The organism is uncultured Tateyamaria sp. (genome assembly GCF_947503385.1).
In the GTDB taxonomy this organism is placed as follows: Bacteria; Pseudomonadota; Alphaproteobacteria; order Rhodobacterales; family Rhodobacteraceae; genus Tateyamaria.
This window is the reverse complement of sequence record NZ_CANNDO010000007.1, coordinates 102,250-114,894: the sequence shown is the minus strand read 5'-3', so window position 1 is coordinate 114,894 and position 12,645 is coordinate 102,250. Positions and strand designations below refer to the sequence as shown.

General features: G+C 63.5%; 11 protein-coding genes. 5 read left to right on the top strand and 6 right to left on the bottom strand.

The features are described from left to right. Nucleotides 1-57: 57 nt before the first annotated feature. From Q1A85_RS18965 to Q1A85_RS18950, 4 genes are all read right to left on the bottom strand, one after another. Nucleotides 58-636: a DUF924 family protein gene (locus tag Q1A85_RS18965; RefSeq protein WP_299693272.1), complete on the bottom strand. Its 579-nt coding sequence runs from the start codon at nt 634-636 to the stop codon at nt 58-60. A 127-nt stretch (nt 637-763) separates the two neighbouring features. Beyond that, nucleotides 764-2,032, bottom strand: a complete 1,269-nt coding sequence (locus tag Q1A85_RS18960; protein WP_299693269.1) for an MFS transporter — start codon at nt 2,030-2,032, stop codon at nt 764-766. A gap of 102 nt (nt 2,033-2,134) precedes the next feature. Further along, complete coding sequence (gene queA / locus Q1A85_RS18955) at nt 2,135-3,181, bottom strand: tRNA preQ1(34) S-adenosylmethionine ribosyltransferase-isomerase QueA (RefSeq protein ID WP_299693266.1); 1,047 nt, start codon at nt 3,179-3,181, stop codon at nt 2,135-2,137. A gap of 21 nt (nt 3,182-3,202) precedes the next feature. After that, the gene (locus Q1A85_RS18950; RefSeq protein WP_299693264.1) at nt 3,203-6,616 is read right to left on the bottom strand and encodes a DUF3971 domain-containing protein; all 3,414 of its coding nucleotides are present in this window, start codon (nt 6,614-6,616) and stop codon (nt 3,203-3,205) included. 71 nt (nt 6,617-6,687) lie between these two features. Between Q1A85_RS18950 and bcp the strand changes: the two genes are divergently transcribed. The 5 genes from bcp to Q1A85_RS18925 all read left to right on the top strand — a co-directional run bounded on the left by bcp (nt 6,688) and on the right by Q1A85_RS18925 (nt 11,458). Beyond that, a complete protein-coding gene (bcp, locus tag Q1A85_RS18945) occupies nt 6,688-7,149 on the top strand; it encodes a thioredoxin-dependent thiol peroxidase (protein WP_299693261.1) in 462 nt (153 codons plus the stop codon). Continuing rightward, a complete protein-coding gene (locus tag Q1A85_RS18940; RefSeq protein ID WP_299693259.1) occupies nt 7,150-7,959 on the top strand; it encodes a ferritin-like domain-containing protein in 810 nt (269 codons plus the stop codon). 185 nt (nt 7,960-8,144) lie between these two features. Then, complete coding sequence (locus Q1A85_RS18935; RefSeq protein ID WP_299693257.1) at nt 8,145-9,467, top strand: M23 family metallopeptidase; 1,323 nt, start codon at nt 8,145-8,147, stop codon at nt 9,465-9,467. Next, nucleotides 9,457-9,957 carry a polymer-forming cytoskeletal protein gene (locus tag Q1A85_RS18930; protein WP_299693255.1) on the top strand — a complete coding sequence of 167 codons (501 nt, stop codon included), beginning with the start codon at nt 9,457-9,459 and terminating at the stop codon, nt 9,955-9,957. The genes Q1A85_RS18935 and Q1A85_RS18930 overlap by 11 nt, the downstream gene beginning before the upstream one ends. Nucleotides 9,958-9,970: 13 nt before the next feature. Beyond that, nucleotides 9,971-11,458 (top strand): MFS transporter, encoded by a 1,488-nt coding sequence (locus tag Q1A85_RS18925; RefSeq protein WP_299693253.1) that lies wholly within the window; start codon nt 9,971-9,973, stop codon nt 11,456-11,458. Between the two features lie 7 nt (nt 11,459-11,465). Here Q1A85_RS18925 and Q1A85_RS18920 read toward each other — a convergent pair whose 3' ends face one another. Both Q1A85_RS18920 and Q1A85_RS18915 read right to left on the bottom strand, forming a co-directional pair. After that, the gene (locus tag Q1A85_RS18920) at nt 11,466-12,023 is read right to left on the bottom strand and encodes a peptidylprolyl isomerase (RefSeq protein ID WP_299693250.1); all 558 of its coding nucleotides are present in this window, start codon (nt 12,021-12,023) and stop codon (nt 11,466-11,468) included. Beyond that, entirely contained in the window at nt 12,013-12,522 is a 510-nt protein-coding gene (locus Q1A85_RS18915; RefSeq protein WP_299693247.1) for a peptidylprolyl isomerase, read from the bottom strand. The genes Q1A85_RS18920 and Q1A85_RS18915 overlap by 11 nt, the downstream gene beginning before the upstream one ends. Between the last annotated feature and the right edge of the window lie 123 nt (nt 12,523-12,645).

Genomic DNA, 12,645 nt, shown 5'->3' with positions numbered 1-12,645 from the left:
ACTAATTTCCGGAATGCCTCAACGCAAGCTGGGCGCGACAAATCGACTGACGCAGGGTCAGGCGGCGTGGGCCTGTTCAAGCGACCGCACAACAGCACCGTAACCACCCGCATCCAGATGTGCCTGTTCCAGCGCCGTGCTCTTGCGGTTCAGTGCGGCATTGCGATGCGGGAACCGGCCAAACTGCCGGATCACTTCGCGGTGCGCGCGCGCGTGCAAGAGCCCTTTGGGATCAGTCAACCGTTCACAGATCAGCCGCACAGCGCGGTCCTGATCGCACAGGTTTTCCGAATGCTCGAGCGGCATGTAAAAGAATTGGCGCGCGGGTGCGTCGATGCGCGTGTCCCAGCCCTTGTTGATCGCGGATTTTGCCGCCGTCAGAGCCGCCCGGTCCAGTGCAAAGGCGCGCGCGTCGTCACGGAACATGTTGCGCGACAGTTGATCGGTCAGGATGATGTAGGCCAGCGCGCCGTTGGGATATGTCAGCCACATGGAAAAGCTGCCCTCGCGTGCCGCTTCCCACGTTGTCAGAAACCGTGCACGTATCTCAGCGTCGAAATCGGGATCATTGTTATACCATTGGTCCGGGCTGCATTCATCCAGCCAAAACGCCAGTATCTCATCAGGTCCAACCACACCCATTCTCCTCACACCATGGCCCCCTACATAAAACCGTTACACAGCACGCTTGCGCCGCGCTAATCACGAAATACAACAACGCCGACACAAAGCTGCAACCATGTCGGGACGAAAGGTCGCGGTGTCATGTGGCCTCTGCCGGATTTTCCGACTCCAATTCGACGTCGATGGCGTATTCTTGGGCGATTTCCATAGCGACAGGTGTCATGGAGGCCTGCGCCATCGGCACGTACGCCCCCGTATCCTCAACCGCGATGGAGGAGCGTTGCGTCATACGATACGCGGCATAGCCCACCAGAACGGCAAACAATACGCCGGTGAACATGTAAAAACCGCCCGGCCCCACACGCTCCATCAACGCACCCACGATCAACGGCCCCGCAACCGCGCCCAGACCGTTGATGAACACCAGCCCACCAGAGGCTGCGGCCATATCATCGTGATCGAGAAAGTCGTTCGTATGCGCCAGAAGCAGCGAATAAAGTGGGTTCGACATGCCCCCGACCACAAAGGCGGACACCAGCAGCAGCGCAAAGGTCCCGCCCAGCATCAGCCCGAGAATCGATCCAATCGTGCCGATCACCGCCACGGCGAGGATCAGCAGCCGCCGGTCAAACCGGTCCGAAAGCCAGCCGATGGGATATTGCAGCAGCACCGCGCCGATAAAGAACGTCGACACAAAGGACGAGATTTGCGCGACACTCAGCCCTGCGAGGGTACCATAAACCGGCGCCATGCCGAACTGAGCGGCAAAGACGCCACCCAAAAGAAACATGCCCACGCAGCCCAGCGGCGATACATTGTAAAGCGCGCGCAGGGTCATCGGCTTGGTCGTATCAAAGGCGGGCACCGGGCTGATCGACAACAGGATCGGCGTGATCGCCAGTGACACCAGCACAGAGGGGATCACAAAGAGCACAAAGCCCGACGGATCAGCGGTCAGCAGCAGGTATTGGCTGACCACAATGCCCACGGTCATCACCACCATATAGAGCGACAGCGCCTTGCCCCGGTTGGAATTGTCTGCCGCATCGTTGAGCCAGCTTTCCGCCGTGACATACACCGCCGAAAAGCAAAACCCGATCAGCACCCGCCCCAGCGTCCAGACCCACGGATCGGCAAAGGTCGGATACAGGATCATCACCGCCGAAATCAGCGATGCAAGTGCCGCAAAGACACGCACATGGCCCACCCGCCGGATCATATGCGGCGCCATCCGGCTGCCCCCCAGAAACCCGGCGAAATAGGCCGACATCACGATCGACATCTCTAGGGTCGAGAACCCTTCGATCTCGCCACGGATACCCAGCAGCGTGCCCTGCATCCCGTTGCCGATCATCAGCAGGAACATGCCAAAAAGTAGCGCCCAGGCGCTGGTCAGGACTTGGAACATGGTGCGGGCTCCTTGAGCGGCGGGATATGCCTGCGGTTGCACACATCAAATGGTGAGTCGCAAGGAAATGCGACGGCACATGTCGATTTCGACGCACGCGTGTCACGGCAGCAAGAGCGATGCATCCCCGTAAGAAAAGAACCGGTAGCGCTGTGCAACAGCGTGATCATATATGCGCGCGATGCGCTCCTGCCCCATCAGGGCGGCCACCAGCATCATCAGCGTTGACTTGGGCAAGTGGAAATTGGTCATCAGCCCGTCCGCCACGGTGAATTCGAACCCCGGATAGATAAAGATATCCGTGTCCCCCTCCCACGGGGCCAGCCCGACATCACGGCCCATCGTTTCGATCAGGCGCAGCGCAGTGGTGCCAACGGGGATGACGCGGTGACCGGCGGCCTTGGCACCGGCGATGGCCTGCGCGGCATCCGCGCTCACGCGGCCCCATTCGGCGTGCATCTTGTGCTGTGTGACGTCATCCACCTTGACCGGCAGGAACGTTCCCGCCCCCACGTGCAACGTCACGAACGTGCGCTGCACACCGCGCGCCTCCAGCGCGGTCAGAAGCGCATCGTCAAAATGTAGCGAGGCCGTCGGCGCCGCCACGGCGCCGCTGTTGCGGGCCCAGACGGTCTGGTAATCCGTCTTGTCCTGCGCATCCGCAGGACGTTTGGCGGCAATATAGGGCGGCAGCGGCATCGCCCCTGCCTGCGCCAGTGCCGCATCAAAATCCTCGCCCGCCAGATTGAACCGCAAATGCCCCTGACCGTCCGCGATACCTTCGAGCACGGCATTGAGGTCGTCTGAAAAGACAACGGACTCCCCCAGCTTTACCTTCTTGAGCGGCTTCAGCAGCGCGCCCCATGTGCCGTCGGCGCGCGGCTCCAGCAGCGTGGCCTCGATCCGTGCGGCAGTCTCACCTTGCGCGCTGCGCCGCGTCCGCGTGCCTGACAGGCGCGCCGGGATCACGCGGGTGTCGTTCAGGACCAGAAGATCGCCGGGGTTCAGCCACTCCACCAAATCCGTGACCCGCTGGTCATGGATCGCGTCGCCCGCCCCCACCAGCAGCCGCGCCGAGGACCGTGGCACCGCAGGCCGCGTTGCGATCAGGTCTTCGGGCAGGTCGAAATCAAAATCAGTCAGATGCATGTGCCGCCTCTAGCGGTCCAATCACCGCTCGTCACGGGCATCGTTCCGTTCGCGCAGGCGACGTTCCGCCGCAGTCTCGCCGGTCTCTTGAGGTTCGGCGACAAAGGCTTCGGGCGTGGTGGCGGGGGGGGCTGTGCCTTCGACCTCCGGCAGATCGGGCGCAGGGGCGCGGAAAATCTCGCGGAACATGCCGGGGGTAAAGGCCGACAGCGGGTTCACACTGACCTGCGGGTCGGCAACGGGACCGCGCAGGCGATAGTTAAAGCCGATCAGCCCCTCGCCCCGGCGGGTAAAGATACTTCCGATGCCATTTAGCAGATAAATCGGTGAAATCACGCCCTGCATGTCCAGCCGCGAATTGGACACATCATATATGCCGTCCATCGACAGCCCCATGGACGGTCCCACAGCACTGGCGCGTGTCAGCGCCATGGTCGTGGGCGTGATGCGAAAGGCGGCATCGACCTCCTGAAAATGAATGCCATTACCGCCTGCCTGTTCCAGCAGGCCTACAATACTCAGCGCATTGAGCAGTGCTGCGATGGCGGGCGCGTCCTGCACCCGCGTGTTGCGCACCTCCAGCGTGCCATCAAAGCTGGCCGCGCCAACGGGCAGCAGGGTCAGCGACATGTCCCCGCCCCGCGCCTGTTTCAAAAGCCCGGCAGAGGCAAACACCGCCCCCGCATCTGAGGCCCGGACCCGGATGGCACTGCGCCCGTTCTGCGGCAGGATCTGTCCTTCGACCGGTGCGCCGCCGTTGACGCGCGCGGTGAACCGCCCATCAATGCCCTGCGCCATGCTGAATTCCCCGCGCATATTGTCGAGCGCGATGGCATCCGTGATCTGAAGCCGATCCAGCGACAACGCCAGTGGCCCGCCCCCCTGCGCGCCGCCACTGTCCGAGCCGCCGAAATCCGCCTCTCTGAGATCGAGCGTGCCGCCGCGCACTGCCACCGATGGCGGGCGGTTCGCCCCGCGCCCGACCAGATCAACCGGGGCACGCAGCCAATTGCCCACGCGCACTTCGGAAAAGCGGGCGCGGTCCAACCCGCCCGCCGGGGTGAGCGTGATGTTGCCCCGCGCGCTGAGACCCGGCGCGTCCAGAACCAGTTCGTCCACCCGCGGCGTGGGTCCCAGCGCGCCGCTCAGCCGCAACGTACCCGGTGTGCCGGGTGCCTTGCGCCACCCCAATGGCGGCGATGACAGTCCAACCCCGCGCAAATCCGTGGCCAGCGCAAAGGCGGGTGTGCCGCCCCCCGCAGGCAGGTCCACAGACAAATCTCCGGTACCGCGCCCGCTGACCATGCCCGGCGGCAATCCGATGTCAAAGGCGTCCACCGCCGCCGCCGAAAGCTCAATCTGGCCGCGCACCGTGCTGGCCTGCGGCCCGTCGCCCAGCGGTTGCGCCCAAACCACGTCAAACGGCACCCCGTCGAGGGTCCCCGGCCCCGACACCTCCACCAAGGACGGATCGGCGGTCACGCGCAGCACATCCGCCAAGATTGTGCGCCCCTCGATCAGTGATGTGCTGCGCACCGCACGGGCCGTGCCCGTCGCAGAATAGAGCACGTCAGCCGTCGTAATCCCCTTTTGCAGCGGCAGCGAAAGAGTGCCCGCCGCCTGCAACTGACCATCGGCAAGGCCGGGTGCGAGGCCCGCACGTGTCATCACCTCGAATGGCGGTTGGTCCAGCATCGACAGCGCCGCCGTGACACTGCCACGCGTCTGGAGCCGGATCACCGCTGGCGCGCCACCTTTGACCGTCACATCCGGAATGATGAAGGACGACCCCGCCACATCAATGGCCCCGCCCTCGGGGGCGATGACCTGCCCCTGATCCACCGACACGACAAACCGGTTGTTGAGCATGTTTGCAGTGCCTTGCGCCCCGGTGACGGGCGGCAGGGTCTTCACATACCGCACCTCGGCTGCGTCATAGGCAAAGCTGAAATAGACGTCAGGCGCCGCATTCGGACCATCGCGCAGAACCACGTCGATATCCCGCATCTCGCCCGCGATGAGATTGTCCACAACCCAGTCGCGCACTTTGGGGGCAAAGGCTTTGGGCCAGAGGCTGAACAGCCGGTCCGGGGCCAGCCCGTCCATCTGCGCATCAAGACTGTAGCGCCAGCCGTCCTCCTCTGCGACCAGCATACCACGGGCCAGCAGCGCCTGCCCCTGATCCACAAACAGGGCCTGCCCGATTTCGAGCGTAAAGGGCGCCAGCGACAGGCGGAAATCCATGTCTGCCGCATCCATGGATATCGGCGCGGCATATAACTCCGCCGGGTTCGCCGTCAGCGTCGTGGCCGAAAATTGCCCCACCAGATCGTCGAGCGTGCCCGCGTCGGTCACATTCAGCGCCGCTTGCCCGTCGATCCGCGCCGTGATCCAGTCGCTCTCCACAGACAGTTCGTCAAAGCGCATCACGCCGGTGGCCGGGTCGTAATTGAAATAGGACCGCGCCGCAGAAAAGGGCACAGGCCGCGTGGCATCCGTGGGCTGAATGACCCCCTCACCTATGGAAAATGTCACCGATAGCGGTGCCAGCGCACCGTCTTCGCCCACCCCCCCCCGCATCGCGCCCGAAATGGGCGCGCGCAGCACGTCCAGCCACGCAAACGGAGTCGCGATCGTGGCGATGTCACCTGCCGCCACATCGCTGAGCGTCACGCCGAATTGGGCGGCGGTCGACCCGATCAGACTTTCGTAATTGGCCTGCAACGTGGCGACCCCCTGCCCGCCGCTGAGCAGCGCAAGGTCCGAGGTCAGCCGCAGCGTGTCGCCCGCGCGGACGGCCCGCAACCGGCCCCCGTCCACGGTCCAGGCACGCCCGGTGCGCGCATCTTCCAGCCGCAGGGTCAGGGCCTGCACCTCTGCGTCGCGCAGCGCCGCGAGCGCGGGCCGTTCGATCAGCGTGTCGATCCGTTCGATCAACGCACCCAGATTCGCCGCCTGCTCTGCGGGGGCGGTCAGGTCATAGCCGCCCGACAGCACAACCGACCCGTCCTCTTGTCGGCGCAGGTTCGCAAACACCCCGCTCAGATCGATCTCGTTCACCAGAATACGCCCCGACAGCAAGGCCGTCATCGACAGGCCCGCGCGCATTTCGGCAAATCCGACGATCTCGGCCCCGCTGGGCGACAGAACCCGCACATTCGTCATGCGCACGCGCGGATACCGCGCATCCTCAACCACGAAATTCAGCGTATCAAAGGTGAGCGTCGCATCGTCGATCCCGGCGGCCACCTCCGCCTCGATCCGGTCGCGCAGCCATTCCGGCGCCGCGATGGGCCGCCCCATCAGGACATAAAGCGCCAGACCGATCACAGCAGCGAAAAACAGCGAGAACAACAGGCTGGGCAACCCGTGACGTCGCCACAGGCCTTTGCGCCGCCGCTTTGGGACGTCAGAGGGGGGATCCGCGCTGCTCATACCTTTATTCTTGTCCGCCCAGCCCTATCATGCCAGTCACAACTTTCACAGTAGGACGAAAAGGCCCAGACATGCTTGATATCGCCAGCCCCGCCCCCGATTTCACCCTGCCGCAGGGCGACGGCACAGAGGTGACCTTGTCCGCGCTCAAAGGTGGTCCGGTCGTGCTGTATTTTTACCCACGCGACGACACCCCCGGCTGCACGAAGGAATCAATCGCCTTTTCCGAACACCTCTCCGCGTTCGAAGCGGCGGGCGCAAAAGTGTTCGGCGTGTCCAAGGATTCCGTGGCCAGCCACGCCAAGTTCGCCACCAAAAAGAACCTGACCGTGCCGTTGCTGTCGGACGAAAACGGGACGGTCTGCGAAGACTACGGCGTGTGGAAGGAAAAAAACATGTACGGCAAAAAGTACATGGGGATCGAACGCACGACATTTCTGATCGACGCCAATGGCGACATCGCCATGGTCTGGCCCAAGGTCAAGGTGCCCGGCCATGCCGAGGCGGTGCTGGCCGCCGTGCAGGCGCTCTAGGTGCTGCCACTGGCGCAGATGGCCGACGCGGTGCTGCGCACCGCCGATGGCCGGGAAAAAACAGCCCTGTCGCGGCGCTATGCCGCCGAATGGCAGGCCGCGCGCGCCGCAGGCGAGACGCCGGAGGTGGGCGCTGCCCGCCCGCCGGATCATCCCGCGCGCCCCGCAGCGCCAGAACTGCTCAGCCCGCGTGACGTGCCGCGCCGCCGGCCCGGCTCACCGCAGGGGCGCACCGCGTTGCTGCACGCGGTGGCGCATATCGAACTGAACGCGGTGGACCTGCACTGGGACATCATCGCGCGCTTTGCGCACGTGCCCATGCCCACCGGATTTTACGACGACTGGGTCAAGGCGGCTGACGAAGAATCCAAACATTTCAACCTGATGTGCGACTGTCTTGAAGCAATGGACAGCCACTATGGCGCAATGCCCGCCCATGCGGGCATGTGGCGCGCCGCCGAAGACACGGCAACCGATTTCATGGGGCGTCTCGCCGTTGTGCCCATGGTACTTGAGGCGCGCGGCCTTGACGTGACACCCGGCATGATCGCGGTGTTTCGCAAGGCCGGTGCCGATCAGGCCGTCGAAGCGCTTGAAACGATCTATGCCGAAGAAGTGGCGCATGTCGCCTACGGCTCCAAATGGTTCCACTTTCTGTGCGGCCGCGAGAATCGCGACCCCAAAGAGGCGTTTCACGCATTGGTGCAGACCTATTTCCACAGCCCCCTCAAACCTCCGTTTAACGAGGAAAAGCGGGCCGAGGCCGGACTGCCGCCGGATTTCTACTGGCCGCTTGCGGTTGCGGACTAACGCCATCCGTCACCGTATTGAGATGTAAGCAAAGTCCCGCCGATGTGAGTCTTTTCTGCACCTCTGGTGCACACTTATCCCCAGGAGGGTTGCCCCCATCTTGCAGGCACCTTAGACACACGCCTCAAGGCGTCGTGTTGGGGGACGGGCGCGCCAAAACTGGGACGAGACAGGGGATCAGGCTGTTGCGCACACGCCTAGAGATCAAAATACATGCGTTGCTGGAAAAATACTTTCCAGAACGCCGTGTTTTTCTGAAGTCCGACAATGACACCCGATTCATTCGATTGCGCCCTGCAACGCAGCTGATCGCCTTTGCGGGCAGCTCGTTTGTGGTGGCCTGGGCCATTGTCGCGACCGCTATTTTGTTGATGGACAGCATCGGTGCCGGCAACTTTCGCGAACAGGCGAAGCGGGACCAGCGCACCTATCAGGCGCGCCTGAACGATCTGGCCGGTCAACGCGACGCCCGCGCCGAAGAGGCGCTGGCCGCACAGCAACGCTTTAACGCGGCGCTGGAACAAATCTCGGTCATGCAGTCTGAACTGCTGGCCTCCGAGACCCGCCGCCGCGAACTGGAAACCGGGATCGAAGTGATTCAGACCACGCTGCGCGACACCATGCAGGAACGCGAGGCGGCCCGGTCGCAGGTCGCAGCCCTCGAACAGCAGGGCGACGGCGAAACGGCACTGGCCGCCGCTGGCGGTGGCGCACCGATGGATTTCGTGGCCGAAGCGCTGGCACAGACTGCCGCGGAACGCGATCAGGTGGTCGAGGACGCTCAGACTGCCCTTCTGGCCGCCGATGAGATGGCGACACAAATCGCCCTGATGAAAGAGCAGAACGACCAGATTTTCCGCCAGCTTGAAGAGGCGATGACCGTCTCCGTCGCGCCACTGGACAAGATGTTCCGCGCCGCAGGAATGCCCACAGACCGGATCATCGAACAGGTGCGCCGTGGCTATTCCGGTCAGGGTGGCCCGCTGACCCCGCTCAGCTTCTCGACCCGCGGCGAAGAGCCCAGCCCCGACACGCTGCGCGCCAACCGCATTCTGAACCAGATGGACAAGCTGAACCTCTACCGGATCGCCGCGCAAAAGGCGCCGTTTGCGACCCCAGTCAAGGATGCGTTCCGCTTCACCTCCTCGTTCGGCTTCCGGCGTGACCCCAAGACAGGCGGGCGGCGGATGCACAAGGGCGTCGATTTCGCCGCCAGCCTCGGCACACCGCTTTATGCCACCGCTGACGGTGTTGTGACCCACGCGGGCTGGCAATCCGGCTATGGTCGTCTGGTCAAGATCCAGCACGAATTCGGCATCGAAACCCGCTACGCCCACCTGTCGCGCCTGCGCGTGAAAGTTGGGCAAAAGGTCTCGCGCGGGGATCGGATTGGTGATATGGGAGCCTCCGGACGGGTGACCGGCGTGCATCTGCACTACGAAGTCCGTGTCGGTGGCAAAGCCGTCAACCCGATGATCTATATCAAGGCAGCAAACGATGTTTTCTAAGAGCAAAATCAACGAACCCGGGCCCGCAACAGAGGGTGGCAAGCCAGCCGCGCCTGCGTCTTCGGCCCCTGCCCCGTCGTCCAAACCGGCACCGCAAAGCGAATTCAAGGCCAGCGCGCCCAAAGCCAAGCCGCCCGCCTCGATCCTGTCTGCGGACCTGCATGTCACGGGCAATATGAAAACCACCGGCGACGTTCAGGTCGAAGGGACCGTGGAAGGCGACATTCGCGCCCACCTGCTGACCATCGGCGAAAGCGCCACGATCAAGGGCGAAGTCATCGCAGATGACGTCGTGATCAATGGCCGCATCGTGGGCCGCGTGCGCGGCCTCAAGGTGCGCCTGACCTCGACCGCCCGCGTCGAAGGCGACATCATCCATAAGACCATCGCCATCGAAAGCGGCGCCCATTTCGAAGGCTCTGTCCAGCGTCAGGACGATCCGCTGAACTCTGGCAACAAGGGCGCGCCCGGCGCACCCAAACCCGAATAATCCAATCCCGGATATGACCGATCAACGGGCGCCCCAGACCTCTGCGGCGCCCGTTTTTCATTCCGGCTTTTGCACCGAAGGCGCGCGCCCCTTCATCATGCTGGCCGCCGTTCTGGCCACGTCGATCGGCTTGATTGACGGCCATGTCGTTGCCATCGCCTTGCCCGCGATGCGCAACAGCCTTGGCGCGGATCTGGTTGAGGCGCAGTGGATCCACAACGCCTACATGCTCACCTTGTCAGCCCTGATCCTCGTCGGTGGCGCAATGGGGGATCGGTTCGGGTTGGGCCGTGTCTTTTGCCTCGGCATCGCGCTGTTTGTGGTGGCATCGCTGTTTTGCGCGTTGGCCCCTACACCGCTTTTCATGATTGTGTCCCGCGCTGTGCAGGGCATCGGGGCGGCCATCATGGTGCCGGGATCGCTGGCCCTCATTGCGCGGGCATACCCGCGCGACAGCCGCGGACGGGCCATTGGCATCTGGGCCGCTGCCTCTGCGGTGACGACCGCCGCCGGGCCGATCATTGGCGGGCTTGTGCTGACCGTTGGCGGACCCGAGATGTGGCGCTGGATTTTTGCAATCAACCTGCCGCTGGGCGGGCTGGCGCTGATCCTGTTGTTTCGCAATCTGGGCGACGACCCGACCAAAGCCGACGCGCGCGTAGATGTGCCGGGCGCAGTGACGGCAACGCTGGCCCTGCTGGCGATTGCGTGGGGCCTGACGAGCCTTCATCACGGATCGGCAGCAGTGGGTTGGCTGGCGGCGGGGAGCGGGATGCTGGTTCTGTTTTTGTGGACCCAAGCGCGCAGCGCCCAGCCCATGATGCCCCTGACGCTTTTTGCCGTGCGCCCGTTCTGGGCCGCCAACGCCATGAGCTTTACACTGTATTCCGCATTGTCGCTCATGTTCTTTTTTATGCCGATGACGTTCATCGCTGGATGGGGGCTCCGTGAGATTGAGGCTGCGGCTGCCTTTGCACCAATGTCCGTGTTCATCGCGGCATTTTCGGCATCGGCAGGAAAACTGGCAGACAGGATCGGCCCCGCGCCGCTGTTGTGCGCGGGCTCACTGGTGGTGGCGGCTGGCTACGCGATGATGGCGATCCTTGCGCCAGAGCAGAATTTCTGGGGCCACATCCTGCCCGCAATGTGTCTGGTGGGCCTTGGCATGGCGGCGGTGGCCGCACCGCTGTCGACGGCGGTGATGGGCGCGGTTGACGAACAACAATCCGGCACCGCGTCCGGGGTCAACAATGCGGTGACGCGGATGGCGGGACTGATTTCTGTCGCGGCTGCGGGCGGCCTTGCCGCGGCGCTCTATTCGGCGGCGGGCGGCACGGCGAGCTTTGGCATCGAAAGCGACACAGCCGGACACCCCGCAGCCATGACGTCAGCGTTCAGCGGATTGGCATGGGTCGCGGCGGCACTTGCACTGATCAGCGCGGGCCTTGGTTGGCTGACACGGTCCGGGCCAGCCCCAAACGGGGCGGACCCGCAATCCTGATTGCGCGCTATTCCGTCACAGAGACCGTCACCATGCGGTCCGGCGCGCCCGTGATGGCACCGGAATCGCGGTTGCCCTTTTTGATCGCGTTCACGACGTCCTGACCGGCAGTGACCCGTCCGACAACAGTGTATTGGTTGTTCAGAAAATAGCCCGGCTCGAACATGATAAAGAACTGACTGTTGGCGCTGTCCACCTGTGACGACCGCGCCATGCCAACAACACCGGCATCAAAGGGGATGGCCGAGAACTCCTGCGTCAGGTTCGGCAAATCGGATTTGCCGGTTCCCACCCGCCGGGCGGTGTACCCGTCACCGACAACACCGAATTGGACATCGCCGGTCTGAGCCATAAAGCCGGGGATCACCCGGTGAAACGCGACATTGTCATACGCGCCAGCTGCCGCCAGCGACGTGATCTGACGCGCATGTCCGGGGGCCACGTCTTCGAACAGGTCGATGGCGATAACGCCATTGGCCCCCTCGCCCGCGACCGTAATCTCGATCCCGGTGGCCGCGGCGGGTCCCGCCGCGATCACCAGAGCAGCGGCAAGTTTACACCACATCCGCAGCCACCTTGACGCTGATCATCCGGTCCGGTTCGGCAGGTGGCTCGCCGCGCGTGATCGCATCGACATGCTCCATCCCTGAGGTCACCCGGCCATAGACCGTGTATTGACCGTTCAGGAAATTGTTGTCGGAAAAGTTGATGAAAAACTGGCTGTTGGCACTGTCGGGATTGGCCGACCGGGCTGCGCCAATGGTGCCCCGGTCGTGGGGCAGTTTGGAAAACTCGGCGGGCAGATCGGGCTTGTCCGATCCGCCTGTGCCCGCCATGCGAATGTTGAATCCGTCTTCCATGTCGCCATGCTGCACGTCGCCGGTTTGCGCCATGAAGCCGTCGATCACACGGTGAAAGGCCACGTTGTCATACTCGCCCCCGCGCGCCAGTTCCTTCATGCGCTCCACATGTTTGGGCGCCACGTCGGGCAGCAATTCGATGGTGACAGTGCCCGCCTTGAGCTCCATCAGGATCGTGTTTTCGGGGTCTTTGATGTCGGCCATGTCTGCCATCCTTGTCAGTCTCTTTGACCCCCTTCCTAAGCGGATGCCGCGCATGGGACAAGTCACGCATTGACGCGCAAGCCGTTTGGCGCAATGCAAGGCGCATCATCAGCAAAGAGGACG